We start from the raw sequence: 25,786 nt of genomic DNA, 5'->3' as shown, positions 1-25,786 counted from the left end.
ATGAACAAGTACAACAACCTCGACAAGACAGCTGCCAACCACTCCGCGCTGACACCGCTGAGTCTGCTCCAGCGCTCGGCACGGATCTTCCCGGACAAGCGGGCAGTCATCGATGATGACCGGACACTGTCCTACCGGCAGCTCTACCAGCGCTGTTGCCAGATGGGCGATGCGCTTCGTCGCCGCGGCATCAACCCCGGTGACACGGTGGCCATCCTCTGCCCGAACAGTCATGAGATGCTGGAGTCCCACTACTCGGTGCCGATGGCCGGGGCGGTACTCAATTCGATCAATATCCGCCTGGACTCGGCCACGATAGCCTTTGTCCTGGCCCATGGCGAAGCCCGGGTGCTGTTCTACGACACCCAGTGGGAGAACGAGATCCGGGCCGCTATTGCCGAGCTGGAGGTGCCGCCGCTGCTGGTGGCCATCGAGCGCAAGGCGGGGGCGAGCGAGGGCCTGGCAGACCTGGGCTACGAGCACCTGCTGACGGAGGGCGATCCGGAGGCCTCCTGGCAACGGCCCGCCGATGAATGGGACGCCATTACCCTGAATTACACCTCAGGCACCACCGGCAATCCCAAGGGTGTGGTCTACCACCATCGCGGCGCCTACCTGGCGGCCATGACCAACGCCATGGTGTTCGACATGACCGCCGAGACCGTCTACCTGTGGACCCTGCCGATGTTCCACTGCAACGGCTGGGCCTACACCTGGGCGATCACGGCGGTGGGCGGCACCCACGTCTGCCTGCGGGAGGTGGACGCCATGGAAATCTACCGCCGGATCGAGGACTACGGTGTGACCCACATGTGCGGCGCGCCGGTAGTGATGAACATGTTGCTGCAGGACCTGGGACGCGAAGGCCTGACACTGTCCCGGCCCGCCCACTTTGCCCTGGGTGGCGCGGCGCCCCCCAGCAGCGTGATCCATAAGGCGGAGGACATTGGCTTCCAGGTTACTCACCTTTATGGCCTGACGGAGACATTCGGCCCTTCGGCACTGTGTGTGCTCCAGCCGGAATGGCAGCAGCTGCCGTTGGAGGAACGGGCAGTGAAAATGTCCCGCCAGGGTGTTCCCACCCATGGTCTGGACGAGGTCGCGGTGCTGGATATGGACAGTGGGGAACCGCTGCCTGCCGATGGCAACACCATGGGCGAGATCTGTATCCGCGGCAATACCGTGATGAAGGGCTACCTGAAGAATGCGGAAGCCACGGAGAAGGCGTTCAGGGACGGCTGGTTTCATACCGGTGACCTGGCCGTCATGCACCCGGATCACTATGTGGAAATCCGGGATCGTGCCAAGGATGTCATCATTTCCGGTGGCGAGAACATCTCCAGCCTGGAGGTGGAAGAGGTTCTTTACCGGCACCCGAAGGTCTCCGAGGCGGCGGTGGTGGCAATGGCCGACGAAAAGTGGGGCGAAGTACCCTGTGCCTTTGTCAATCCGGTCGACGACGGCGAGGCACCCACCCCCGAGGAGATTATTGCCTTTTGCCGGGAGCGCATGGCGCACTTCAAGGCACCGCGGAAGGTGGTGCTTGGTGAATTGCCCAAGACCGCCACCGGCAAGATCCGCAAAAACATTCTCCGGGACTCTCTGTCACAATGACCGGGCTGTCACGATGACCGGGCTGTCCCGATGATTAGGCTGACCATGGTCGGCGGGAGGTTGCGATAGCGCGAACAACGCATTCACAGCGACGAAAACCGGGCCTGATTCAACGGGTCTGCAAGTTCCAGTGACAACAAAGACAAGAACACAGGAGCATTATCATGAAAATAACGAGCATCAGGAAACTCCTGGTTGCGATGACCGCAGCCGCTACGCTGGGTACCGCCGGTACCAGTTATGCCGAGGATCCGATCCGGATCGGGGGCATCTACATTCTCTCCGGCAGTGCCGCCACCTACGGTGAGTTTGCCCAGAAGGGCATCAACCTTGCGGTGGACGAAATCAACGCTTCGGGCGGCATCCTGGGTCGCCAGGTCGAAATGGTCTATGAGGACAGCCAGGGTAAGGCATCGGTAGCCATCCAGGCAGCCCGGAAACTGGTTTACTCCGAGGGTGTTGACGCCCTGGTGGGTCTGGACAGCTCGGGTGTTGCCCAGGGTATGGTTCCGACCATGCCAGAGCTGCAGAAGCCGCTGATCATTACCCACGCCGCCACGCCGGATGTCACCGGCAGTCTGTGTAATCCGTTTACCTACCGCATCAGTGTGAACGTGGCCCAGAACATGAAGGCTGCCGCCCTGGTGGCCGCGGAAACCGATGCCACCAACTGGACCACCATTGGTCCGGACTACGCCTTCGGCCACCAGTCCTGGGAGTTCTTCGGTAACTACCTCAAGGACATCAAGCCGGAAGTGAACCTGATGTCGGAGACCAACTTTCCGCGCTTCGGGGCCGAGGACTTCACCCCATTCATTGACCGTGTAATGGACTCCGACGCCGAGGGTGTGCTCATCTCCGTCTGGGGTGGTGACCTGGTCAACTTTATCCGCCAGGCCAATACCCGTGGGTTCTTCGAAAAGGACCTGGAGGTGATGTTTACCGTCGGGGCGGCTACAGAAGTACTGTCCGCCCTGGGTGAGGAAATGCCAGAGGGTGTGCATCTGTCCACGCGTTACTGGTATGAGGCCTATGACAACGCGGTGAACGATCGCTTCGTCAAGGCGTACATCGACGCCTACGGCACTCCCCCGAGCTACAACGCCGAGGGCGCCTATGCGGCTATCTATGCCTATAAAAAGGCCATGGAAACAGCAGGTACCACCGAAGGTCCTGCCGTCGCCAAGGCACTCAGCGGCATGAGTCTGGAGGCGCCGAACGGCACGGTGACTTTCCGTGAGGGTGATCACCAGGCGATGGTCAGTCCGAACTGGGGTGTTTCCGGCCCCATGCATCCGGAGCACGGCATCCGCACGCTGACCAACCTGCGGATCTTTGACGGCGAAAAAGTAGCCCGCACTATCGAAGAGACCGGTTGCAAGCTCTGATCTGATTGTTGTTCTTACGCTTGCCGTGGCGTCCTCCGGGGCGCTACGGAACCGGCCCTAACCTAATGAGGTAATCCATGTCTGGCATCGGAGCGGCGTTGCTGAATAGTCTCGATATCGGGCTGCTGCTGTTTATCATCGCAGTGGGCCTGAATATCGTGTTCGGTGTGCTGAACATCATCAACTTTGCCCATGGGGCACTTTACATGCTGGGGGCCTACCTGGCCTTCACCCTGATCAATATTGCAGGCATGCCCTTCTGGGTGGCCCTGATACTGGCTCCGATGGGTGTCGCCATCCTGGCGGTGATCATCGACCGGGTCCTGTTGCGCTTCATCTATTCCCGGGACGTGGCAGACAGCCTGCTACTGACCTTCGCCATCCTGCTGATCATCAACGAGAGTGTGCGGATGATCTGGGGTAGTGGTATTCATGTGGTCCAGCCGCCGCAGCTGCTTTCCGGTTCGGTGCAACTGTTGGGCAGTTCCGTTGCCACCTACAGCCTGTTTGTGATTGTCGTCGGCCTGCTGTTGCTGGCCGGGCTGTGGTACCTGTTCAACCGCACCCGCGTCGGCCGCGTCATGCGGGCAGCCGCACTGGACCGGGACATGGCCGAGGCCCTGTGCATCAACACCCGGATGGTGGTGACCGGCGTCTTTGCCTTTGGCGCCTGGCTGGCCGCCGTCGGCGGTGTAATGGCCGCACCCATGCGTGCACTGGATCCCGGCATGGGGGACAAGATCATTATCGAATCGTTCATTGTGGTGGTGATTGGCGGTCTGGGTAGCTTCCCGGGTGCCTTGCTCGGCGCCATCATCCTGGGCCTGATTCACGGCTTCGGTGGCCGCTACCTGCCGGAAGTGAACCTGCTGTTGCCGTTTGTAGGCATGGCACTGGTTCTGTTGTTCAAGCCAAACGGCATTATGGGCAAGGGGGCAGCCGCATGAAGACCAAGGTTCTGATGGCCATTCTGGCTGTGGTGATCGCGGGGCTGATTGCGGTGCCCTGGATCGCTTCCTATTTCTATGTTTTTATTTTTACCGAGATCCTGATCCTGGGTTTGTTCGCGGCCAGCTTCAACCTGATTTTCGGCTATACCGGCATGCTGAGCTTCGGGCATGCCGCCTTCTTTGGTATCGGCTCTTACGCCACGGCACTGGTACTGATCCATCTGGAGTGGCCGTTCCTGGCCTGCCTGCTGGTTTCCATGGGGGCATCCGCGCTGCTGGCGCTGGTCATCGGCTTCCTGAGCGTCCGGCTTAACGAGGTGTACTTTGCCATGCTCACCCTGGCCTTTGGCATGATGGTCTTTGCCATCGCCTACCAGTGGCGTTCGGTAACCAACGGCAGTGACGGCCTTGCCGGGTTTACCCTGGGTTCCTTCGGGCTCGGCCTTGATCTGACCCTGGCCAATCCGTCGGTTTATTACCACGTGGTGCTGGGGATCGTGGCTGTTGCCTCGGTGGTGCTCTACGTGATCTGTCGCAGCTCTTTCGGCATGATCCTCAGGGCCATCCGTCAGAATCCGGAACGGGTGTCCTTTGCCGGATTGAACGTACGCACCTACCGTCTGGTGGCTTTCGTTATTGCCGGCAGCTTTGCGGGCCTGGCCGGTGGCCTGATCGCACCGTTCCTGCGGGTGGCGAGCCCGGAACTTTTGCACTGGTCCATGTCCGCCGAACCGATTTTGATGGCCATCCTCGGTGGCACTGGGTATTTTCTCGGGCCCTTCGTCGGTTCCGCGGTGTTTGTGCTGCTGGAAACCTGGATCACCAGTTATACCGAATCCTGGATGCTGGTTCTGGGCATCATCCTGGCCATGATGGTGATTTTCTTCCGCAAGGGTCTGCTGGGTACTGTCATTGACTGGTGGATGGAGGTGAAGAAATGAGTAATCCAATCCTTACCATAGCTAACCTGACCAAGCGTTTTGGCGGAGTCACTGCGGTATCTGGAATTAACCTGGAGGTCATGCCGAAGGAAACCATTGCCATTATCGGCCCCAACGGTGCCGGCAAGACAACCTTCTACAACATGGTTTCCGGCCGGATGCAGCCGACTGAAGGCAAGATCATGCTGGACGGCAGGGATATCACCGGCCTGCCGCCCCACAAGATCAGCCGGCTGGGAGTATCCCGGTCGTTCCAGATCAATAACATCTTCCCGGAGATGACGGTGCAGGAGAATGTGGAGGTGGTGCTGTCGGCCTATCACGGCCACAGCCGCAAGCTGTTCAACATTGCTTCCCGCAACACCGGAATTCAGCAGGAGGCGGTCGAGTTTCTGCAGCGCCTGGGCATCGACAGCCTCAGGGACCAGCGTGCCGAAGTCATCAGTTACGGCGACAAGCGATTGCTGGAAATCGCCATGGTGCTGGCGACACAACCCAAGCTGGTACTGCTGGACGAACCCACCGCCGGGATGACCCCGGATGAAACCCGGCGCACCACCCGGCTGATCAAGAAGCTTGCGGACAGTGGTGACTACACGTTCATGATTACCGAGCACGACATGGACGTGGTTTTCAACCTGGCGGACCGGATTCTGGTCATGCACCGTGGCGAAAAGCTGTTTGCCGGTACACCCGAGGAAGTGAAGAACCATCCGGAGGTTCGTGTCGCCTACCTGGGTGAGGAAGACGACGAGGCGGTCGAGGAGGCCAATCCATGATTCTTGATGTTCGCAATATCCAGACGTTCTACGGTGAGAGTCAGGCGCTCCAGGGTGTTACCCTTCAGCTCGAAGCCGGTGAGACGGTTTGCATCCTTGGCCGTAACGGTGCGGGAAAGAGCACAACCCTGAAAAGTATTATGGGGCTGACGCCGCCGCGATCCGGAGAGGTGATCTATGATGGCAAGCCGGTCCAGGGCTGGCCCGCGCACCGGATTGCCCGCGCAGGCATCGGTTATGTGCCCGAAGATCGCCGGATATTCCCCGGGCTGACGGTGCGGGACAACCTGGATGTGGCCTCCTATCAACGCAAGGGCAGTACCGCCCGCTGGACGGTGGATGGCATCCTCAAGAAGTACGAAATGCTTGGTGAGCGGGCGGACCAGGACGGTGCCACCCTGTCTGGCGGCCAGCAGCAGATGCTGGCGGTGGCGCGTTCCCTGATGATTCAGCCCAGACTGTTGCTGCTGGATGAGCCCAATGAAGGACTGGCCCCGGTTATTGTGCAGCAGATTGGTGAGCTGATTGACGACCTCAGTCAGACTACAACCATCCTGTTCACCGACCAGAGCGTGCGGTTTGCCCTCAAGCATGCCCAGCGAGCCTACATCCTGGAAAAGGGTCAGGTAGTGCATGAAGCGAGCAGTGATGAGTTGCGTGCTGATCAGGCCACCCAGGACCGGTTCCTCTCGGTGGCATAATCTGGCTTATAATCCCCGCCCGCAGGAGCAGACAGGCGTGGCAGCTATGATCGAGAATTATGAGGCATTTCGTGGTGAACTCAGCATGTCCAAGGAGGATGTGATCCGTGATGTTTACCGTCAGAACAAGGAACGGATCAGCATCAAGAAGGAGGCGACGGCGGTCAGAAATCTGACCCGGATCATCGAGTCGACCCTGCGGCTGGCCAACTCCAAGGGTTTCCATGCCATGACGCTCAGGGATCTGTGTGGGGATTCCGGAATGAGCATGGGTGGCCTCTATGCCTATATCCGCAACAAGGACGACCTGATCCATCTGATCCAGAGCCACGGCTTCATTATCACGCGCCGGACCCTGCTGCATTACACCGCAGAGGTCCCGGATGTCCGTGACCGTTTGTTTGCGGCGATCAAGGCACACCTGTACCTGAGCGAACTGATGCGGGCCTGGTTCTACTTTTCCTACATGGAAGCGACGAGACTGCCGGCTGAGGAAAAACGCGACGCGGTTGCCATTGAGCTGGAGATCGAAGAGATCTTCCTGGGGTTAATTGAAGACGGCATTGAGGCGGGGGTTTACCGCTCAAGAAATGCCCGCCTCGTTGCGTCGATGGCCAAGGCCCTGTTGCAGGACTGGTACCTGAAGCGCAGAAAATACCGTGACCAGAATGTTGCCGTTGACGACTATGCTGCGTTTGTCAGGGATGTAATTGAAAGCTATCTGCTCTGAGGGCGCTGACTCTCTCCTGTGAGGACTGTGATGACTATCAGATTGGCGAATCCGGAACTTGTGCGCGAAAGCGCCTATATCAACGGCGAATGGGTCCAGGCCCGTTCAGGTATCCGACTCCCGGTAACCAATCCGGCCAATGGTGAGCATCTGGCGAATGTGCCGGATATGGACGCCGACGACACCCGGCAGGCCATCCGGGCGGCGGAGGCCGCATGGCCGGAATGGCGTGCCCGCCCGGCCAGGGAACGAACGGGTATACTGCGCCGCTGGTTCGATCTGGTGATGCAGCATCAGGAAGACCTGGCTCGCCTGATGACGGCGGAGCAGGGCAAGCCTCTGGCGGAAGCCCGCGGTGAGGTAGGTTACGGCGCCAGCTTCATCGAGTGGTTTGCCGAGGAAGCCAAACGGGCCTACGGCGACGTGATTCCGGGCCACGGTCGGGACAAGCGGATTGTGGTGATCAAACAGCCCATCGGGGTGGTGGCGGCGATCACACCCTGGAACTTCCCGGTAGCCATGATTACCCGAAAGGTGGCGCCGGCCCTGGCCGCTGGCTGCCCGGCGGTGGTCAAGCCCGCGGAAGACACACCCTTGTGCGCCCTCGCTCTGGGGGCTTTGGCAGAGGAGGCCGGTGTTCCACCGGGGGTCCTTAACATCATTACCTGCTCGAAAAGCCGGGCGCCGGAGGTAGGCGAGGAGCTGACTACCAACCCGGCAGTGCGCAAGGTGTCGTTCACTGGCTCCACGCCGGTAGGCAAACTGCTTATGCGCCAGGCCAGCGGCACGGTCAAGAAAGTGAGCCTGGAGCTGGGTGGCAATGCTCCGTTCATTGTGTTTGACGATGCCGATCTCGATGCCGCGGTGGCCGGACTGATGGCCTCAAAGTACCGCAATACCGGGCAGACCTGTGTCTGCGCCAACCGCATCTATGTCCAGTCCGGCGTGTACGACGAATTTGCTGAAAAGCTGAAGGAAGCCGTCAGCAAGATGGTGGTGGGCGCCGGTCTCGAAGGCGAGACCCACCAGGGTCCGCTGATCAATCAGGCGGCCCTGGACAAGGTCAAGCGGCATATCGCCGATGCCACCGGCAAGGGGGCAAAAGTGGTTCTGGGAGGGCAGGAGCACGCCCTCGGCGGCACCTTCTTCGAGCCAACCATCCTCACCGACGTCACCCAGGACATGCTGGTGGCCCGTGAGGAGACCTTTGGCCCGGTGGCGCCGCTGTTCCGGTTTGATACCGAGGAGCAGGCAATCGCCATGGCCAACGATTCGGAATTTGGTCTGGCGGCCTACTTCTACAGCAACGACATCCGGCGCATCTGGCACGTAGCCGAGGCGCTTGAGACCGGCATGATCGGGATCAACGAGGGGATCATTTCCACCGAGGCGGCCCCCTTTGGCGGCGTCAAGGAAAGCGGCCTGGGTCGGGAAGGCTCCCGCTATGGTCTGGACGAGTTCATGGAGCTCAAGTATCTCTGCCTCGGTGGCATGCGCTAAATGCCCGCTTGCAAGGAGAGCCGGGTGTCAGGCCCTTTGTCGCACCTTCGTGTCCTGGACCTTTCCAGGGTCCTGGCCGGCCCCTGGGCGGGGCAGATCCTCGGGGATCTGGGCGCGGAGGTCATCAAGATCGAGCGCCCGGGAACCGGTGACGACACCCGCTCCTGGGGGCCGCCCTATCTGCAGGGAGTTGATGGCAGCGCCGAGCTCTCCGCCTACTTCCTGACCGCCAATCGGAACAAGCAGTCCCTGGCGATCGATATCGCCCATCCCGAGGGGCAGGAACTGATCCGCAAGCTGGTGGCCGAATCGGATGTGGTGCTGGAAAACTTCAAGGTGGGCGGCCTCAAACGCCATGGCCTGGATTATGACAGCCTGAAACGCATCAACCCCAAACTCATCTACTGCTCGATTACCGGATTTGGCCAGGATGGCCCCTACGCGAAACGGCCCGGCTATGATTTCCTGATCCAGGCCATGGGCGGGCTGATGAGCATTACCGGGCAGCCGGACGGCGAGCCCGGGGCCGGGCCAATGAAGGTCGGGGTAGCCCTGACGGACATCATGACCGGGTTATACGCCACCATCGGCGTGCTTGCTGCCCTCAGCCACCGGGACCGGACCGGCGAGGGCCAGTATGTGGAGACCGCGCTGCTGGATGTGCAGGTGGCCTGCCTGGCCAATCAGGCGATGAATTACCTGACTACGGGCAAGGCACCGGCCAGGATGGGAAATGCCCATCCCAACATCGTTCCTTATCAGGATTTCCCTACCGCGGACGGCAACATGGTGCTGACCGTCGGCAACGATCAGCAGTTTGCCCGGCTGTGTGACGTGCTCGGACATCCGGACTGGGCGAGCGATGAGCGCTTTGCGACGAACCGAGCCCGGGTGGCCAACCGCAGGGAGCTGACCCCGAAACTGAGGCGGGCCACGGTGATGCGGTCTACCCGGGAGTGGGTGGAAATCCTTGAGGGGGCAGGTGTGCCCTGTGGGCCGGTGAATACCCTGGATCAGGTATTTGATGATCCCCAGGTCCTTGCGCGGGGGATGAAACAGTCTGTTTCGCATCCGGACCTGGGCGAGGTACCGATGGTCGGCAATCCAATCAAGCTGAAACTGACACCGGTGACCTACCGAGCGGCACCGCCGCTGTTAGGGGAGCAGTCGGAACAGGTCCTGCAGCACATTGCGGGGCTGTCCCCCGAGGAGATCAGGGTGCTCCGGGAGCGTGGTGTTGTATCGTGAACATCCCTGTGATGGTAACCAAAGCAGGGGGTTATGCAGGGGTGGGTATAAGGCGCCAAAGGCCATGTGTTCCCGCATCAGGCTCCCGTGCGGCAGCCCGGTTTCCTGCCCCCGGGTTATTTGCTATCTTATACGCTTTGATAGGCACCAGATGCAGATCAGACATGTCAGCGGGAGAGACTGAATCACACATAAGTGTGATCAGCGCCGAAGGAGCAACTGCCCCGGAAACTCTCAGGCAAAAGGACCGCTAGCATGAAAACTTTCCGAAGAGCTGTCGACAATCGCGTCAGTCGGCACACCGAAGGAGCAAGCGGCCGGTTTCGCTGAAACGGCCCGTGAATCTCTCAGGTCCCGTGACGGAAGGGGTGCTTTCTACCATGTTGCGTAGAAAGGAAACCCTGGACGCCTCACGGAGACTGTAATGAAGCGAATCGCTGTTATTGGCGGTGGTATCACAGGTATTACCACGGCTTACACCCTTGCCAAGCGCGGGCTGGATGTCACTGTTTACGAGACGCACCGTTATGCGGCGATGGAAACCTCCTTCGCCAATGGTGGCCAGCTGTCGGCCTCTAATGCGGAGGTCTGGAATAACTGGCAGACAGTGATCAAGGGCATCAAGTGGATGTCCCGCCGGGATGCGCCGTTACTGGTTAATCCCAAACCCTCCTGGCATAAACTGAGCTGGTTCGCCGAGTTCATGGCTGCAATTCCCCAGTACGAGAAGAACACCACCGAAACCGCCCGTCTGGCCATTGCTGCCCGTGATCACCTGTTTGCCTGGGCGCAGGAAGAGGGGATCGATTTCGATCTCAAGAAGCAGGGCATTCTGCACATTTATCGCGACAAGGCCGGGTTTGATCACGCTGCCAGGGTGTCACGGCTTCTGGCCGCTGGCGGCCTGGAGCGCCGGTCCGTCACTCCGGAGGAAATGAAGGCCATTGAGCCGACTCTGGCAGGCACCTATTACGGCGGCTTTTTCACCGAGAGTGATTCCACAGGTGATATTCACAAGTTCACCAACGGGCTGGCGGATGCCATCCAGCGACTTGGCGTTAAAACCTGCTATGGCCACACGGTGACCGAGCTGAGTGCGGACGAAAACAGTGCCTGGATTACAGTGCACGATGGAGAAGAGCAATCCCGGGATACCTTCGATGGCGTGGTGATCTGTGCGGGTGTTGGTAGCCGGGGGCTGGCATCAAAGCTGGGGGACCGGGTCAATATCTACCCGGTCAAAGGCTATTCGATCACGGTTGAGCTTGACGACGAAGCCTCTCAGAAAGCCGCACCGACGGTCAGTCTGCTGGACGATGCCACCAAGATTGTCACCAGCCGGCTCGGTGATGGTCGCTTCCGTGTTGCCGGTACCGCGGAATTCAGCGGCTACAACCGCGATATCAAGGATGACCGGATCCGGCCGCTCACCCGCTGGGTCGAGCAGTGTTTCCCCGGGGTTTGTACACGCCGTGTTGTACCTTGGGCGGGTTTGCGCCCCATGCTTCCCAACATGATGCCGCGAGTCGGACCGGGCCGTCTGCCGACCGTGTTCTACAACACGGGCCATGGTCATCTGGGCTGGACGTTGTCGGCCATTACCGCCGAGATGCTGGCGGACGCTGTGGAGAAGGCGTCGTAGGGTCCGCCTTCCGCCAGGATTGCAGACCGTATCAGCCCGGGTAGCCGGTTATCTCCCTGATTTTCCGGTATAGCGGCTGAAGTTGCGGGTACATGCGCAGGTACACCTCGGAATAAAGCTTCTGGTAGAGAGCCCGGGTTTTCTCATTGGGGGAAAACACGTCCCCGACCCGGGTCATTTCGGCGACGGCGGTGTCAAAGTCCGGGTGAAGCCCGAGGCCCACAGCCGCGTCGATAGCGGCGCCGAGCCCCGAGGTTTCATAGGTGTGGGGGCGTTCAGCGGGGAGTCCGAACACATCGGCCGTCAGTTGCATGGCGGCATCGCTCTGGGAGCCGCCGCCGGCCACCCGGAGCTTTTTGATCTTCACACCGCTCCGTTTTTCGATCTTCTCCTTGCCTTCGCGCAGCGCATAGGCCAGCCCCTCGAGTATGGCCCGGTAAATGTGTGAGCGGGTGTGCACATCCCCGAAACCGATAATGGATCCTTTCGCTTCCGGCCCCGGTTGGCGCACGCCCGGTGACCAGTAGGGTTGCAACATCAGGCCCATGGAACCTGGCGGGACGGCCTTGACCAGTTCATCAAACAGCGTCTCGGGTTCGATTCCCCGTTGTTCCGCGATTTTCTGTTCGCGCAGGCCGAATTCCCGCTTGAACCAGCTCACCATCCAGAAGCCCCGGTAGATCATGACCTCAGTGGAATAGTGGCGCGGAAGCGCAGAAGGATAGGGCGGCATCAGCCGGACGGGCTCTACGTAACGCTTGCTGGTGGTATTGATGGTAGCGGTGGTGCCGTAACTCATGCAGCCGATGTCCGGTGTCAGGCCGCCCGAACCGAGAATCTCGCAGGCTTTATCCGATGCTGCCGCGATGACCGGTAACTTCCGGTTCAGGCCCAGATGCTGGCCGGCCTCCTGAGTCAGATACCCCAGGGTTTCACCGGGTGATACCAGTTCCGGCAGCATGGACGGGGTGACCGGCATGGTCTGCCATTTGAAATCCCTGGGACCAGCCCAGCGGTGTTTTTTGTAATCGAAGGGCAGGTAGCCCACCTGGCTGCCGGTTGAGTCTTTGAACTCGCCGGTAAGGCGATAGTTGAGATATCCGGAAAGCAGCAGGAAATGTCGGGTTCTGGCCCAGAGTTCGGGTTCGTTCTGGGCAATCCAACTGGCCTGGGTTTTTTCCCGGAACCGATTGATGGTGTCTTCAAGGCGGGCCAGTTTGAACAGCCAGCCCCAGGGACCTTTGACGGGGCCATCAACCCGTGCGTGGCGTTGATCCAGCCAGATGATTGCCGGCCGCAGCGGTTGGCCGTTCTCATCCAGATTGATCACGGTTCCCCGTTGAGTGGTCACGGTAACGCCAGCCACCTGGTCAGGCATTGCAGTGGTTGTCCGCCACAGTAATCTGCAGGCCTCGCCGAGCTGCTTCCAGAAGTATTCCGGATGCTGCTCGGCCCAGCCGGGTTGCCTGGAAAAGTAGGGTTCGATCTCCTGTTTGCCTTTACCAATCAGGTTGCCTTTGGTGTCAAAGAGCAGGGCGCGGATGCTCTGGGTGCCATTATCGATGGCCAGGATCAGGGGTTCAGCTGGCATTGGGCGATTCCTTCCGGGGCAGGGAATAGGCGCTCTGGTAAATACCGAGGTAGCGGGTCTCTTCTTCTGCCCAGCGCTGGTCATCCCAGCCCAGCGCTGCCTGGCAGCGGAGTTTGATCGCCGGCAACAGCGCCTTGCCACCCTCGGCCAGAATCAGGCCAAGTCGCGTTCTTCGCAGCAGCAGATCGTCCAGATGCCGAACATCTTCTGCCTTGCAGGCCCATAGCAGCTCTGCCCAGAGCAAATCCCAATGGCGGTCCGGCACCACAGGCTCCATGGGGCCCGATGCAACCAGCTGATTCAGGTCGGGTCCGTAATATCCTTGCAGTCTCTGCCAGGTCTGATGCCCGACCTGCTCCGGCCGCGCCAGTTTTGGTGCAGTCTGGAAAACCGCCTGGCTGCCCGGCCGCAGAAGGCTGCCTGCGCTTTCCCCGAGACCCATTTTCAGGGCTTCCCGGGCAATCACACGGAACGTCGTCAGCTTGCCGCCGGCAATGCTGATGAGCCCCCGGTCTTGTCGAACCGAGTGTTCGCGGTTTTCCTTTGACGGTGCTTTGCCGGTGCCATCCGTGACCACGGGCCGCACTCCGGCCCAGGTTGAGAGTATGTTGGATCGGGAGATGGGAGTGGCCGGGAACAGGCGAGAAGCGATCTGAAGCAGGTACTCGGTTTCCGCCTCTGAAATGACGGGCTCCTGATCCAGGCTGCCCTCATGGTCCAGGTCGGTGGTGCCCAGAACGGTTGTACCTTGCCAGGGAAAGGCAAACACCGGGCGACGGTCCTGCGGATGAAACAGCGATACCGAGCAGGACACGGGCAAGCACGACCAGGGCAGTACCAGATGGCTGCCGCGAAGGGGGCGGATGGTCATGGCCTTGGTGGCGTTCCCGCCGGTCTGGAGTCGATCGGCCCAGGCACCCGTTGCATTGATCACCAGATCGGCGGATACCTCTATCGGAGTGTCTTCCTCCTCTGGCTGGATAACCAGCCCGGACACTTTGCCCTGGCTGCGCTTTACCTCCTGAGCACGTGTGTAGTTCAGGCAGATGGCACCGTCCCTGCGGGCCTCTGCAATCAGCCGTTGTACCAGCCTGGAATCGTCGGTAACGGCGTCGGTGAAGCCGCTGGCCCCTGCCAGATTTTCGGTGGTTAGTCCGGGAACCCACAGCTCTGATTGGGCCGGGCTCAGAAAGTGCCGGCTTGGAGAGTGAGCGATGAAGTCGTAAGCCCGGAGCAGCAGCTGGAACAGGCGCGGCCCGGGAAACTGGCCTTTGAAGTGAGGCATGATGAATCGCAGTGGGCCGATAAGCCCCGGTGCTTCCGCCATCAATCGTTCGCGCTCACGGACGGCGTCCCGGGTCAGACCATAGTGCCCGCTGCCCAGGTACCTCAGTCCTCCGTGAACCATCTTTGAGGAACGGCTGGAAGTGCCCCAGGAAAAGTCTTTCTGTTCAACCAGCAGGGTGCGCAGACCGCTGCCCGCCGCTTCTCTGGCAACGCCGGCCCCGGTGATGCCGCCGCCAATCACAACCACATCGAACCCGGCGTTGTCGGTTGTCAGCGCTTTAAGAGTCTCAGCCCGCGTCATGATTCGTCTCACTCCACCAGGGTCTTCGGATTGAGAAGGGCGTCCGGGTCAAAGGTGTGGCACAGGGAACGGATCGCCAGCATACCCAGCTCGCCTTTCTCCACTGGCAGGTAGGGCGCATGGTCTTTGCCAACACCGTGCTGATGGCTGATGGTGCCCCGGTTGTTCACAATCAGTTCGGAGGTGCTTGTCTTGAGCCTTTGCCAGCGAGCGAGGGTTTGTTCGTAACTGTCGCCTACCCGGAAGACGTAAGTGGTGTAGATGCTGCAGCCCTGACTGTAAAAATGGGACAGGTGGGTAAACACGTGGGTGTTTTCCTGTTTATCCGCCAACCCTTCCCGAAGGTTGGTCTCGATAAGCCCCAGCAGGTTATCGACATTGTCCCAGTCGGTTGCGGTTTCCAGCGTGTCGACAGCATAGCCCATCTGCCAGAGCGCCTCCCGGAGGTAGGGCATGGTAAACCGTTTGGCGGCCCACTTATCACCAAGCCGGGTGCCGGTGTAGACCCCTTTGTGAGCCTTGCAGACGCTGCGGGCCTCCTGCAGGGTATTCCGGCATTGGCGCCGGCTTCCGGTGACTCCGAACGTCATCATGCATTTGCCGGTTCCGGCGCCGCGGAGCGAGAGGAAGCGTTCCAGGGTGCCGATCAGCCGGGGGTGACCGGCAAGGGCGAGTTGCGTTTCGGTCTCCACGGCGTTACTGAGGCGCAGCATGGACAGCTGGGTTCGATTCTGGACCAGCATTCGGCTTGCAGTGCGGGCACGCTCCCAGTCCGGAAAGAAGACAACGTGGAAGCTCTCGTGTTCAGGTAGCCGGGTTACCCGCACCTTAACCTCGGTAATGAGGCCGATCCGACCCTCGGAGCCCAATACCATCTCGCGGATATCCGGGCCGGCGCTCGAGGCCGGGATGGTGGGCAGGGTAAGGGTGCCTTGCAGGGTCTCAACCCGGCCGCCGGCAAAGAGTTGCTCAATTCGGCCATAACGCAGGGACTGCTGGCCACTGGAGCGGGAAGCCACCCAGCCCCCGATGGTGGACAGTTCAAAGGACTGCGGAAAATGGCCAAGGGTATAGCCGTGGGCCCGAAGCTGGGATTCCACAAGTGGACCGGGGGTGCCTGCTCCAAAGGTGGCAATCTGGCTGTCCGGGTCCAGATCCAGCAGGCGGTTCATTCTGCCCATATCCACGGTCAGCACGGGCTTGCCGTTGTCGACCGGATTGATATGCCCGGCTACGCTGGTGCCGCCACCGTAGGGAATCACGTTGATCTGCTGCTCCGCCGCCCAGGCAAGCAGTTTCCGGACATCTTCGTTCGATGCCGGATAGGCGACGCCATCAGGGAACACGCCAAAATCGCCGCTGCGCATGGCAAGCCAGTCAGCAAGGCTTTGGCCCCGGGCGTGCCGAACCCGCGTTTCCGGCGCGGTATCGATCAGGGCCTCCAGGTCAGGCCCGGGATGCAGTCGGGTTTCCGGCACCCTGGCACAAGCCGACTCCAGGGTTGTGTCGGCCAGCGGACGGCCGTTCCCGATCTTGCTGGCCAGAAAGTCATGGCCCTGTTCCGGCATTGCCAGATTGAAGGTCTCATCGCCCCAGCCGTTCCAGCGTCGCATCTTTCTCTTTCTCCCGGATTTAAAACGAATGTGAGCGCATTCTATAGGCTTTGCGCCAGGCGCAGGTGTCGGTTGGCGCCAGGGACGCTGTCATTTACCGCCAGCGGAACTCAAAGGCACCCACGGCGGAAACCGGCAGCCACAGCGCAGGTATGCAGGTATCGCAGTTATGCCGGTATATAGGGGCCTCAGTTATTGTTCCGCAGGCGTTCCCTGAGCTGCTCAAGGCGCCGGCGGATTTCCTCCCGGCGCTGATCATCGCTCGCGGCGGTGGCTGGCGCTATGGAGGTTGTGACCGAAGCCGCAGGCTGGACGGCGTTGACCGGTTCGGCCTCACGATCTGCGGTGAATGACATCCCTTCGCGATCCTCCGACTCTGGGAAATACAGGTTCTCAAGCTTACCGGCGCGTTCAATGATTACGCGGTTTGGGTGAACCGACCGAAGCTTCGCATTGCCGGGCAGTTGATCGCCCACCAAGTAGGCTTCGGTCTTGCTCTTGTCGTCTTCGATCAGTGCGCTGCCGGGAAAATCGCCGTCCGCGGCCAGAACGCCGCGCAGGAATAGCCGAAGGTTGGTTTCCGGCAGGTTTTCGGTATCAATCTCCGTCGATGTGCTGTCCCCGGTGGCCGCCCCGAACAGGTCCAGGGAAGAGAGGTCAACACCGGGCGGCTCCCGGGCCGGAGCGGACTCGGAAACCCGCGGCTGTGCAGTGCCATAATCACCTTGCAGGCTTTCCATCTGCCAGAAACGGTGGCCCTGCCACGCTGTCAGGGCCACCATGGCAGCCCCTGCCAGAAGCGTGAGGATCAGGGGAAGCCGTTCGTTGTTTAGGAGCATCGATCATCCTGAATGCAAGTTTGTGGGCCGCGAAAAGCCCACAGGTTATCAGACTGCAACGTTTTATTGGCAGTATAGTGTACAGAGTTATTCAGCGGCTCCATATCCTGTGGTAGCCTTTCTGAATTGATTGAATCGAAAAGGGTTTCACGAACGAGGACGACCTTGACCACAGACACTGAACTTCAGCCGCAGGATGCTCCGCTGGGCCGTCTTCCCTTTACGTTTGCCAAGCGCAACGGGGTGATCCTGACCCGTTCGGATGCGGGCGAGCCGGTCATTCTGGTTCGTCCCGGGGCGTCCCATTCCGCGCTGGCGGAAGCCAATCGGATCAGCGGCGGCCGCGCCCGCTTTGCCTCGATCGATCCAGACCGGTTCGATCAGGCCCTTAACTCTGCCTACCAGAATGATTCAGCCGAAGCGATGCAGATGGTCGAGGGCATTGGCGATGACATGGACCTGGCGTCACTGGCTGACTCCGTGCCGGAAACCGAGGATCTTCTGGAGCAGGAAGACGATGCGCCGATCATTCGCCTGATCAACGCGATCCTGACCGAAGCGGTGAAAACCAGCGCCTCGGACGTGCACATTGAAACCTACGAAAAACGGCTTGTGGTTCGTTTCCGGGTGGACGGTGTGTTGCGGGAAGTGGTCGAGCCCAAGCGGGCGCTGGCTCCGCTGCTGGTGTCCCGGATCAAGGTCATGGCAAAGCTGGATATTGCTGAGAAACGGGTGCCCCAGGATGGCCGTATTGCCCTGCGGGTGGCCGGGCGTGAGGTGGATATCCGGGTCTCGACGATGCCCTCTTCGAGCGGTGAACGGGTGGTTCTGCGACTGCTGGACAAGCAGGCAGGGGCCATACGGCTGGAGTCTTTGGGGATGGCCGATCCGGATCTGAAAGTGCTTCGCAAACTGATCTACCGGCCCTATGGTATCCTGCTGGCAACCGGCCCGACGGGTTCCGGTAAATCCACCACGCTTTACGCGGCCCTTCAGGAAATCAACGATCGCAGCCGGAACATCCTCACCGTTGAGGATCCGATCGAATACAACCTGCCCGGTATCGGCCAGACCCAGGTCAATACCAAAGTGGACATGACGTTCGCCCGCGGCTTGCGCGCCATTCTCCGGCAGGATCCCGATGTGGTGATGATCGGTGAGATCCGGGATCTGGAGACCGCGGAAATTGCAGTTCAGGCCAGTCTGACAGGGCACCTGGTGCTTTCCACTTTGCACACGAACACGGCTGTTGGTGCCATTACGCGTCTGATGGACATGGGCATAGAGCCATTCCTCATATCTTCAAGTCTGGTGGGGATCGTCGCCCAGCGCCTTGTGCGAGTGCTGTGCAAGGAATGCCGGGAGCCCTACACGCCCACTGAGGAGCATTGCGAATTCCTGCAGCAGGATTCGGCCAATCCACCAACCATTTACCGGGCGAAGGGGTGCTCCCATTGCAACCACCTTGGGTATCGTGGCCGTATCGGTATCTATGAAGTGGTGGAAATCTCCGAGGAAATCGGTTCCCTGATCCACAAGCGCGCCGGGGAACTGGACCTTGAACGGGTTGCCCGCCAGCACGGCCCCAGCATTCACGCCGACGGGGTGCAGAAGATACTGGACGGTGTCACCACGGTGGAAGAAGTGCTTCGCGTCACTCACCGGGGCCGGTAAACCATGCCCGCATACGAATACAGGGCACTTGATGCCCGGGGCAAACAGAAGCGCGGTGTGGTTGAGGCCGATGCACCGAGGGTGGTTCGCCAGCAACTCCGGGACAAGGGGCTGACCCCTCTGGCCGTGGAACCGGCAGTTGAAAAGCAGACCCGCAGCAATCCGCTGAGTAGTCGCGGCTCTCTTGCTGCGGCGGACCTGGCATTGGTCACCCGCCAGTTGGCCACACTGATTCAGTCGGGTATTCCCATTGAGCAGGCCCTGTCGGCGGCATCGCAGCAATCAACCAAGCCCCGCATTCGCAGCATGCTGATTGCGATCCGCGCCAAGGTTATGGAGGGTTATACGCTTGCAGACAGTCTCGGCGAGTTTCCGAAAGCCTTTCCAAGACTTTACCGGTCCACCGTTGCTGCGGGCGAGCATGCCGGCCACCTGGATCTGGTGCTGAACCGGCTGGCCGATTACACCGAGAGCCGCCAGGAAGCTCGCCAGAAAATTCAGCTGGCGGCGATTTATCCCATCATTCTCAGCATTGTTGCCATCGCGATCGTGGTTTTCCTGTTGACCTATGTGGTGCCGGATATCATTGACGTGTTCCTGAGACAGGGGCAGGAACTGCCAACGCTCACCATGGCGATGCTGGCGGTGTCGGAATTTCTGGCGGATTACGGTGTCTACCTTTTTATCTTGCTGGTGGGCGCGTTGATGGTGTTCCGGTATTTCCTGACCAAGCCCGGGTTCAGAATGCGCTTTCACAAGCGTTTGCTGCATTTGCCGCTGCTTTCCGGGATGGTGCGCGGGGTAAATACAGCCCGTTATGCCAGTACATTGAGCATTCTTACGACCAGTGGCGTGCCGCTGGTGGAGGCCATGCGTATTGCCGGCGAGGTGCTCTCGAACGACTTCCTGCGCCAGGAACTCCGGGACGCCGCCCGAAAGGTCAGCGAGGGGGGCTCATTGCATCGCTCACTGGACCAGACCGGGTACTTTCCGCCCATGATGCTGCATATGATTGCCAGCGGGGAGGCCAGTGGCGAACTCGACAGCATGCTTGAACGCACGGCACGAATGCAGGAAAACACCCTGCAATCGAAAATCGCCGCCATTGTGGGTTTGTTTGAACCCATGATGCTGTTGGTGATGGGTGTGGTGGTGCTGATTATCGTTCTGGCGATTATGCTGCCGATACTGAACATGAGTAATCTCGTGGGTTAAAGCCGCGCCGGGTTGTCAGGAGACAGGCCCGAACCGAATGGAAATCCAAGTCAATGACGAGTGAAACAATGACGATCAAGAACCTGAATACACCGAAGCACAGCCAGGGCTTTACCCTGATCGAGATCATGGTGGTTATGGTCATCCTTGGCCTGCTGGTGGCCATCGTTGCCCCGAATATCATGGGGCGCAGCGAACAGGCAAAAGTGACGGTTGCGGAAACCCAATTAAGCAATATCGCCAACGCACTGGATCTTTACCGCCTGGATAACAGTCATTACCCCTCCACCCAACAGGGCCTGGAAGCACTGGTGTCGAAGCCCAGTGGCAGCCCGGAACCGAAAAACTGGAACCCCGACGGGTACCTCAAGAGCGTTCCGGAAGATCCCTGGGGTGCCCAGTACCAGTATGTGAGCCCGGGTACCGAAGGTCCCTACGATCTGTATTCCTATGGCTCCGACGGGCAACCAGGCGGTGACAGCAACGCTGCGGATATCAGTGTCTGGAACACCAAGGGCTGAACCATTGTGCAACTCAGAGCCCCGCCTACCGGTTTTACCCTGATTGAAATACTGGTTGTCCTGGTGGTTGTCGGGCTGCTGGCGTCACTCGCCGTGTTTACCATGGGCGGAAGTTCCCAGCAGCGTGAACTGGAGAACGAAGTCAGCGAACTGTACCTGTTGATGCAGACGGCTTCGGAGCAGGCCGTTCTTAATAATCTGGAGCTGGGGCTTCGGCTGGAAGAGGGCGGCTATCAGTTTGTCGCGTTCCAGGACCAGACGGGCGACTGGAACGCATCTGGAGAGCGTCTGTTTCGTGCCCGCAGCCTGCCGGAGTGGCTGGCCGTTACCCGGTTCATTGAAAGCGATGCGCCGAGGCTGGCCTCGGCGGAGGATCGTCTGCTGCCGGACGTGGTGTTTTTTTCCAGTGGCGAGACCACGCCTTTCGAGCTGGAATTTACCATCGGTAGCGGGTCGGATTACAAGCAGGTGCTGGCATCTGATGGTGTGTCGCCGATGGAATGGCGTAAACCGGGCGATGACGGGAGCAGCAGGTGAGGACTCAGAACGGCTTTACGCTGATCGAAGTGCTGATCGCGCTGCTTGTTTTCGGCCTCATTGCGACCGCCGCGGCCGAAGTTGGAAGCCAGTATATCTCCAGTTATGAACGGATCCGGGATAAAACGCTGGCCAGCTGGCTGGCGGATAACCGGATCAACCAGATCCGTCTGCAGGAAACCCTCCCGGGTATTTCCGAAACCTCCCGGGATACCGATTACGGGCCTTACCGCTGGCAGGTGACAACGGCGGTTCTGGCGACCGCAGAAGCCAGGATGCGCCGCGTCGAAGTGACCGTCGCCCGATACCGGGATGATGGCGCCGCGCCGGTGCCAATACACACCCTCTCTGCGTTTGTAGGGGAATGATGATGCGGGCGCACGCTCAGTCTGTCTCGCGATCAGAGGGCGGCTTCACTCTGCTGGAGGTGTTGATTGCCGTCACCATCACCGCGGTGATCGGGCTGGGAGTATGGCAGGTGATAAGCAGCGTGGTCAGTTCCCGTGACCGGGTCAACGAACTGGCGGAACAGTTCGATGGCCTCCAGAAGGCCATGCTTCTTTTGGAGCGAGATATTCTGCAAGTGGTAAACAGGCCCGCCCGCGATATCTATGGCGATTTCAAGCCGGCGCTGTCCAGCCGAGAAGATGAGTTTGCCCTGCTACTGACCCGGCAAGGCTGGCGGAACCCGTTGGGTATCCGGCGCAGCGGGCTCCAGCGGGTTGCGTGGGAATACACCGGCAGCGAATTGCGTCGGCGCTACTGGCCGATGGTGGATCAGGGCCAGGAGGAAGACAGCCGCGATGTGTTACTGCTTGAGCGTGTTAACCGCCTGGAGGTCCGGTTTCTCGATGCGAATCGTAGCTGGCAACCGCAATGGCCCACTGATGAAGCGGTGGCCGGGTTAACCCCTGGAAGCCGTCCGGATATAACGCTGCCCCTCGGGATCGAGATTACCCTTGAGCATGAGCGCTTCGGAACAATAGTCAGGACCTTTGTTTTGCCGGACTTTGATCCGGCGGTTGCCCAGGGTGCCATCAACCAGGCCAATCAGGCGGGCAATGAGTCTGAAGAACAAACCACGCGAGAGCAGGCTGGCGGCAGCGCCGGCGTTCCCGGGCAGGGGGGCTGACAGGTCATGCAGCGAATCTCCGGTTTTCCGGGCAAGGGCCAGCATGGCGTAGCGCTGATCATGGTGCTTCTTGCCATGGCTCTGGTGGTCATGCTTGCCTCAGGGATGACCCAGCAGCAGAGCATCCGGGTTTTCAGGGCGGGTCATTACCTGGCTCAACAACAGGGGCAGAGCATTGCCCTGGGTGCTGAGGTCTTTGCCCGGCAGATTCTGAGCAGGGATTTCGAAGAAGACAAGGAAGACAGCCTGATGGTCGACAGCCTGGATGAATTCTGGGCCGCCAACGCCGCTGTTTTGCCATTGGATGACAACGGCGTGGCCGAAGTGCAGATCGACGATCTGGGCGGGCGCCTGAACCTGAACGATCTGGTTGGCGGAAACGGCCAGGTTGACGCGTTGACACGAGACCGTTTTGTCCGGCTTTTTGCGGCGTTGGGAATTACCGCCGTGTCGGTAGACGCCCTGGTCGACTGGATTGATCCGAATGACCAGACGGTGACTGCCTACGGTGCCGAGGACGGCCAGTATCTGATGGCCGATCCGGGCTACCGTGCCGGCAATCAGCCCTTTACCAGCGTGACCGAGCTGCGGCTGATCGACGGCATGACCGAGGAAATCTATCAGGCCCTCAGGCCCCACGTCGTGGCACTTCCGGTGTCCGGGGCTGGCGTTAACGTGAATACCGCCACCGCGATGGTGATTCGCTCGCTGCATGAAGAACTGACGGACGCCCAGGCTGCGTCTATTCTAGAGAAGCGGGAAGAAGAACCCTTCGAGAACCTGCAGGACTTTCTGGCGCTGCCGGAGTTTGCCGGCCTCGGGCTCAAGTCTGCGGGCCTGGGTTTGCGGACCCGTTTTTTTGAAGTTGCTTCGAGGATTACCTACGATAACCGTGTCGTTAATATGGTCAGTACCGTGTACCGGACCCCGGAAGGGGAGGTCCGGACGGTTCACAGGGATACCGGACAGAAAAACCGAATCACCAAAGAGCCTTTTACCATTTCAGAAGGATAACCATGTCTTATCGCCTTTACGTCCGCCCGATACCGCCTTTTGCGGACGCTGACCAGAATCCCGGTGCCCAGATGTTCAGTTGGGTGCTGCACGACGCCAGTGGCGATACCCAGGCCCGTGGAACCGGAGACAGCCGCGATAGCATTGAACAGACTCTGGGCCAGAACGCCCTGGACAACGTTTTGCTGATTGGCCTGATTCCCGGCGACGAGGCACTGTATTGCCTTGCCGATATTCCGGCCAAACAAAGCCGCTTCATCCGCCAGGCGTTGCCCTACGCCGTTGAGGAGCAGATCGCCCAGGATATTGATTCCGTTCACCTGGCGCTGGGTAGCCATAGCGATCACGGCTACCGGGTAGCCGCGATTGACCGCGAACGCATGGCGCAGTGGGTGACTCTGCTCAGTGGCTGGGAGCTGGTGCGTCTGGACGCAATCTATCCGGATGCCTCTGTGCTACCACGTACCGCTGGCGGCTGGTCCGTCTGTCTGGATGGCGATACCGCGATGATGGTCAGCGAGCGGGGTGAGTGGCTGAGCATGCAGTCGGCCAATCTTGGCATGTTTGTTCACACCCTCGCCGCACCCTCCGCAGACGAAGTGGTTGCGGAAATACCCGTAACCCTCTATGGCACCGAGGAGGAATTTGAACTTCAGCAATCGGGCATTGGTAAGCTGAATGCTTCCGGCCGCCTTGTGCTCAAGAAAGAAGTCCTCGAGCTCATGCCACTTGAATTGCTGGCCTACGCCCATCATCACCATATGTGTGAGCCGGTCAATCTGTGCCAGGGCATGTTTTCGACAACGTCCGGCAAAACGAGTCCGCTGAAGCCCTGGAAACCGCTGATTGCGGTTGCCGCGGTCTGGTTTGTCATTCAGGTAGCGTTGCAGGCGGGCATGGGATTCTATTATCAGAACCAGGCCGAAGCGCTGAGAAATGACGCTATGGCGATCTACCGCGATGCCTTTCCCGCTGATCGTCGAACCCATGCCGGTAATGTCAGGCGTGTCATTGAGGGGCAGCTCCGGGTTGCCGGCGCCAGTGGTCCGGAGGTGGACTTTATCACTCTGATGAAATACACCGGCCAGCAGTATGCGCGCTTGCCGGGGACCCAGTCGGTCAATTTCAATTCGGTGAACTACAGCCGCTCCCGAGGGGAACTGATCGTGGATGTGCGGGCGGATAGCTACGATCGCCTGAGTGCCTTGCGCAATGGTCTGGCGAGTCAGGGCCTTGAGGCCCGGATTGGTTCGGTGGTGAACGAATCCAGCGGTGCCCGCGGCCGCCTGACTGTATCCGGAGGTTAAGGGTATGCTTTCCAGAATCGAGGATCAGCCGGTGGTGGGCAAACTGATTGCACAATACGACCAGTTACCGAGGCGTGACCAGCAGGCTCTGATCGTGCTCGCGATCGCAGTCTTTATCGGCATTCTGTACTTTGCTGTCTGGCGCCCATCGGCGGAGTTCCATGACCAGTCGTTGAGCGCCCGGGATAATGCTGCCGAGCTGCTGGCCTGGATGCAGGCGAATGAACAGACGATCCAGCGCCTGGGCAATTCCGGTGGGGGCACCGCATCGGCCGCCGCAGACAAGCCGGAAGACGGTCGAGCCCTGATGGCTCTGGTGACCCGTTCCGCTGGCGAAGCGGGGTTGTCACTGCAGCGGTTTGAGCCCGGCGGCGAGGGCGCTATTCGCGTCTGGCTGGAGAACGCACCGTTTGCAGAGGTTGCGGCGTGGCTTGAGAATCTGAATACGAACCATGGCGTGATGGTTGATCAGGCCGCCGTGGACAGGGCCAGTGAACCGGGGCGGGTTTCCGCTCGTTTCACACTGACCATCTGATTCTGAAAAACAGATTCCGGGCCGGTGCCCGGAATGACGCGGGAGAGGAAAGTGATGAGTAACGGCAGCGACAACAAGAATAAATCCGAGCCAGCCATTGTTCGCCTGGACGAGAGTGCGTGCAATGAAGCCAGATCCATACTTTTCCATGCTTACCGGAATGAACCGACATTCCAGTATCTGTTTGATCATCGCCGGCCGGGGTACGATCAGCGGGTCAGGGCCACCGTACGCGAACTGATTGATCTGTATTTTGAGCTCGATCAGGACGCCATCGGGGTTATGGTCGACGATACCCTCGTTGCAGTGGCTTTCATCGGTGATCCGGAGCTCCGGATGAATCTGGCGGACCAGATCAGCTGGCGTATCCGTATGGTGCTGACCACCGGTTTCGCATCGACGCGCCGTTATCTCGATTACCATGAGAAAATCCGCAACCTGTTGCCACAGCCCCAGGCCCACCAGCTGCCGTTGATGGGGGTGAATCCCAAGTATCAGAACCGGGGCTATGGCCGGCTGTTGCTGAAAACGGTTGAGAAGCTCTGCGCAGAAAATCCGCAGGGCAGCGGGCTGGTACTGGATACTGGTAACAACCGTTATCTGCCATTTTACGAATCGGAAGGTTTCCGAAGCCTGGGCAAGATCCGGCTCGGAGATTTCGAGGATCACGTTCTGTTCCGGGAAGTGCATCCGGAAAGCAAAACGGCCGTGCCAGGCCGTACCTGAT

Annotated in this window: 24 protein-coding genes and 1 riboswitch; of the genes, 20 read left to right on the top strand and 4 right to left on the bottom strand. The window is 59.9% G+C overall.

All coding sequences use genetic code 11. From position 1 onward, the window contains the following. From AC13C0_RS12125 to AC13C0_RS12080, 10 genes are all read left to right on the top strand, one after another. Positions 1 to 1,614 (top strand): long-chain-fatty-acid--CoA ligase, encoded by a 1,614-nt coding sequence (locus AC13C0_RS12125; protein WP_482954444.1) that lies wholly within the window; start codon positions 1 to 3, stop codon positions 1,612 to 1,614. A 164-nt stretch (positions 1,615 to 1,778) separates the two neighbouring features. Then, entirely contained in the window at positions 1,779 to 3,002 is a 1,224-nt protein-coding gene (locus AC13C0_RS12120) for an ABC transporter substrate-binding protein (RefSeq protein ID WP_117617006.1), read from the top strand. 77 nt (positions 3,003 to 3,079) lie between these two features. Continuing rightward, on the top strand, positions 3,080 to 3,949 hold the full coding sequence (locus AC13C0_RS12115) for a branched-chain amino acid ABC transporter permease (RefSeq protein WP_117617007.1): 870 nt from the start codon (positions 3,080 to 3,082) through the stop codon (positions 3,947 to 3,949). Further along, entirely contained in the window at positions 3,946 to 4,893 is a 948-nt protein-coding gene (locus AC13C0_RS12110) for a branched-chain amino acid ABC transporter permease (RefSeq protein WP_117617008.1), read from the top strand. The genes AC13C0_RS12115 and AC13C0_RS12110 overlap by 4 nt, the downstream gene beginning before the upstream one ends. After that, entirely contained in the window at positions 4,890 to 5,672 is a 783-nt protein-coding gene (locus AC13C0_RS12105) for an ABC transporter ATP-binding protein (RefSeq protein ID WP_117617009.1), read from the top strand. Before AC13C0_RS12110 ends, AC13C0_RS12105 begins: the two co-directional genes overlap by 4 nt. After that, positions 5,669 to 6,373 (top strand): ABC transporter ATP-binding protein, encoded by a 705-nt coding sequence (locus tag AC13C0_RS12100; protein ID WP_117617010.1) that lies wholly within the window; start codon positions 5,669 to 5,671, stop codon positions 6,371 to 6,373. The genes AC13C0_RS12105 and AC13C0_RS12100 overlap by 4 nt, the downstream gene beginning before the upstream one ends. 46 nt (positions 6,374 to 6,419) lie before the next feature. After that, the gene (locus AC13C0_RS12095) at positions 6,420 to 7,103 is read left to right on the top strand and encodes a TetR/AcrR family transcriptional regulator (RefSeq protein WP_117617011.1); all 684 of its coding nucleotides are present in this window, start codon (positions 6,420 to 6,422) and stop codon (positions 7,101 to 7,103) included. 36 nt (positions 7,104 to 7,139) lie between these two features. Continuing rightward, positions 7,140 to 8,603 (top strand): NAD-dependent succinate-semialdehyde dehydrogenase, encoded by a 1,464-nt coding sequence (locus tag AC13C0_RS12090; protein WP_117620235.1) that lies wholly within the window; start codon positions 7,140 to 7,142, stop codon positions 8,601 to 8,603. 24 nt (positions 8,604 to 8,627) lie between these two features. After that, complete coding sequence (locus tag AC13C0_RS12085; protein WP_482954443.1) at positions 8,628 to 9,851, top strand: CaiB/BaiF CoA transferase family protein; 1,224 nt, start codon at positions 8,628 to 8,630, stop codon at positions 9,849 to 9,851. 161 nt (positions 9,852 to 10,012) lie between these two features. Further along, positions 10,013 to 10,111, top strand: a riboswitch (glycine riboswitch). A gap of 164 nt (positions 10,112 to 10,275) precedes the next feature. Beyond that, positions 10,276 to 11,493, top strand: a complete 1,218-nt coding sequence (locus AC13C0_RS12080; protein ID WP_117617013.1) for a D-amino acid dehydrogenase — start codon at positions 10,276 to 10,278, stop codon at positions 11,491 to 11,493. A gap of 31 nt (positions 11,494 to 11,524) precedes the next feature. Here AC13C0_RS12080 and AC13C0_RS12075 read toward each other — a convergent pair whose 3' ends face one another. The 4 genes from AC13C0_RS12075 to AC13C0_RS12060 form a co-directional block, all read right to left on the bottom strand. Then, the gene (locus AC13C0_RS12075; protein ID WP_341581919.1) at positions 11,525 to 13,084 is read right to left on the bottom strand and encodes an FGGY-family carbohydrate kinase; all 1,560 of its coding nucleotides are present in this window, start codon (positions 13,082 to 13,084) and stop codon (positions 11,525 to 11,527) included. Beyond that, positions 13,074 to 14,672, bottom strand: a complete 1,599-nt coding sequence (locus AC13C0_RS12070; protein WP_341581920.1) for a glycerol-3-phosphate dehydrogenase/oxidase — start codon at positions 14,670 to 14,672, stop codon at positions 13,074 to 13,076. Before AC13C0_RS12070 ends, AC13C0_RS12075 begins: the two co-directional genes overlap by 11 nt. Positions 14,673 to 14,680: 8 nt before the next feature. Then, positions 14,681 to 16,285: an FAD-binding oxidoreductase gene (locus tag AC13C0_RS12065; protein ID WP_341581921.1), complete on the bottom strand. Its 1,605-nt coding sequence runs from the start codon at positions 16,283 to 16,285 to the stop codon at positions 14,681 to 14,683. 188 nt (positions 16,286 to 16,473) lie between these two features. Then, on the bottom strand, positions 16,474 to 17,124 hold the full coding sequence (locus AC13C0_RS12060) for a type II secretion system protein N (protein ID WP_482954442.1): 651 nt from the start codon (positions 17,122 to 17,124) through the stop codon (positions 16,474 to 16,476). Positions 17,125 to 17,289: 165 nt separating this feature from the next. On the opposite strand from AC13C0_RS12060, the gene gspE reads away from it, so the two are divergent. From gspE to AC13C0_RS12010, 10 genes are all read left to right on the top strand, one after another. Further along, positions 17,290 to 18,798, top strand: coding sequence for a type II secretion system ATPase GspE (gspE, locus tag AC13C0_RS12055; protein ID WP_482954441.1), 1,509 nt, complete (start codon positions 17,290 to 17,292; stop codon positions 18,796 to 18,798). Positions 18,799 to 18,801: 3 nt separating this feature from the next. Then, a complete protein-coding gene (gene gspF / locus AC13C0_RS12050; RefSeq protein ID WP_341581924.1) occupies positions 18,802 to 20,013 on the top strand; it encodes a type II secretion system inner membrane protein GspF in 1,212 nt (403 codons plus the stop codon). Between the two features lie 68 nt (positions 20,014 to 20,081). Then, positions 20,082 to 20,534 carry a type II secretion system major pseudopilin GspG gene (gene gspG, locus AC13C0_RS12045; protein ID WP_341582758.1) on the top strand — a complete coding sequence of 151 codons (453 nt, stop codon included), beginning with the start codon at positions 20,082 to 20,084 and terminating at the stop codon, positions 20,532 to 20,534. 6 nt (positions 20,535 to 20,540) lie between these two features. Then, complete coding sequence (gene gspH / locus AC13C0_RS12040; protein ID WP_341581925.1) at positions 20,541 to 21,071, top strand: type II secretion system minor pseudopilin GspH; 531 nt, start codon at positions 20,541 to 20,543, stop codon at positions 21,069 to 21,071. Then, positions 21,068 to 21,439, top strand: coding sequence for a type II secretion system minor pseudopilin GspI (gspI, locus tag AC13C0_RS12035; protein WP_341581926.1), 372 nt, complete (start codon positions 21,068 to 21,070; stop codon positions 21,437 to 21,439). The genes gspH and gspI overlap by 4 nt, the downstream gene beginning before the upstream one ends. 2 nt (positions 21,440 to 21,441) lie before the next feature. Then, a complete protein-coding gene (gene gspJ / locus AC13C0_RS12030) occupies positions 21,442 to 22,203 on the top strand; it encodes a type II secretion system minor pseudopilin GspJ (RefSeq protein ID WP_482954440.1) in 762 nt (253 codons plus the stop codon). Between the two features lie 6 nt (positions 22,204 to 22,209). After that, positions 22,210 to 23,217, top strand: coding sequence for a type II secretion system minor pseudopilin GspK (gene gspK, locus AC13C0_RS12025; RefSeq protein ID WP_341581928.1), 1,008 nt, complete (start codon positions 22,210 to 22,212; stop codon positions 23,215 to 23,217). Between the two features lie 2 nt (positions 23,218 to 23,219). Further along, entirely contained in the window at positions 23,220 to 24,524 is a 1,305-nt protein-coding gene (gene gspL / locus AC13C0_RS12020) for a type II secretion system protein GspL (RefSeq protein ID WP_341581929.1), read from the top strand. A 4-nt stretch (positions 24,525 to 24,528) separates the two neighbouring features. After that, complete coding sequence (locus AC13C0_RS12015) at positions 24,529 to 25,059, top strand: type II secretion system protein GspM (RefSeq protein ID WP_341581930.1); 531 nt, start codon at positions 24,529 to 24,531, stop codon at positions 25,057 to 25,059. Positions 25,060 to 25,113: 54 nt separating this feature from the next. Next, the gene (locus AC13C0_RS12010; protein WP_341581931.1) at positions 25,114 to 25,785 is read left to right on the top strand and encodes a GNAT family N-acetyltransferase; all 672 of its coding nucleotides are present in this window, start codon (positions 25,114 to 25,116) and stop codon (positions 25,783 to 25,785) included. Position 25,786 lies beyond the last annotated feature (1 nt).

Source organism: Marinobacter sp. B-21, assembly GCF_056857895.1.
Note: the sequence above shows the minus strand (reverse complement) of the source record. Positions and strands in the feature narration are given on the sequence as shown.

Excerpts from the sequence above, each read along its gene's own strand:
- AC13C0_RS12125 (WP_482954444.1), top strand. The coding sequence starts at position 1 with ATGAACAAGTACAACAACCTCGACAAGACAGCTGCCAACCACTCCGCG.
- AC13C0_RS12120 (WP_117617006.1), top strand. The coding sequence starts at position 1,779 with ATGAAAATAACGAGCATCAGGAAACTCCTGGTTGCGATGACCGCAGCC.
- AC13C0_RS12115 (WP_117617007.1), top strand. The coding sequence starts at position 3,080 with ATGTCTGGCATCGGAGCGGCGTTGCTGAATAGTCTCGATATCGGGCTG.
- AC13C0_RS12110 (WP_117617008.1), top strand. The coding sequence starts at position 3,946 with ATGAAGACCAAGGTTCTGATGGCCATTCTGGCTGTGGTGATCGCGGGG.
- AC13C0_RS12105 (WP_117617009.1), top strand. The coding sequence starts at position 4,890 with ATGAGTAATCCAATCCTTACCATAGCTAACCTGACCAAGCGTTTTGGC.
- AC13C0_RS12100 (WP_117617010.1), top strand. The coding sequence starts at position 5,669 with ATGATTCTTGATGTTCGCAATATCCAGACGTTCTACGGTGAGAGTCAG.
- AC13C0_RS12095 (WP_117617011.1), top strand. The coding sequence starts at position 6,420 with ATGATCGAGAATTATGAGGCATTTCGTGGTGAACTCAGCATGTCCAAG.
- AC13C0_RS12080 (WP_117617013.1), top strand. The coding sequence starts at position 10,276 with ATGAAGCGAATCGCTGTTATTGGCGGTGGTATCACAGGTATTACCACG.
- AC13C0_RS12075 (WP_341581919.1), bottom strand. The coding sequence starts at position 13,084 with ATGCCAGCTGAACCCCTGATCCTGGCCATCGATAATGGCACCCAGAGC.
- AC13C0_RS12070 (WP_341581920.1), bottom strand. The coding sequence starts at position 14,672 with ATGACGCGGGCTGAGACTCTTAAAGCGCTGACAACCGACAACGCCGGG.
- AC13C0_RS12065 (WP_341581921.1), bottom strand. The coding sequence starts at position 16,285 with ATGCGACGCTGGAACGGCTGGGGCGATGAGACCTTCAATCTGGCAATG.
- AC13C0_RS12060 (WP_482954442.1), bottom strand. The coding sequence starts at position 17,124 with ATGCTCCTAAACAACGAACGGCTTCCCCTGATCCTCACGCTTCTGGCA.
- gspF (WP_341581924.1), top strand. The coding sequence starts at position 18,802 with ATGCCCGCATACGAATACAGGGCACTTGATGCCCGGGGCAAACAGAAG.
- gspG (WP_341582758.1), top strand. The coding sequence starts at position 20,082 with ATGACGATCAAGAACCTGAATACACCGAAGCACAGCCAGGGCTTTACC.
- gspJ (WP_482954440.1), top strand. The coding sequence starts at position 21,442 with ATGCGGGCGCACGCTCAGTCTGTCTCGCGATCAGAGGGCGGCTTCACT.
- gspK (WP_341581928.1), top strand. The coding sequence starts at position 22,210 with ATGCAGCGAATCTCCGGTTTTCCGGGCAAGGGCCAGCATGGCGTAGCG.
- gspL (WP_341581929.1), top strand. The coding sequence starts at position 23,220 with ATGTCTTATCGCCTTTACGTCCGCCCGATACCGCCTTTTGCGGACGCT.
- AC13C0_RS12015 (WP_341581930.1), top strand. The coding sequence starts at position 24,529 with ATGCTTTCCAGAATCGAGGATCAGCCGGTGGTGGGCAAACTGATTGCA.
- AC13C0_RS12010 (WP_341581931.1), top strand. The coding sequence starts at position 25,114 with ATGAGTAACGGCAGCGACAACAAGAATAAATCCGAGCCAGCCATTGTT.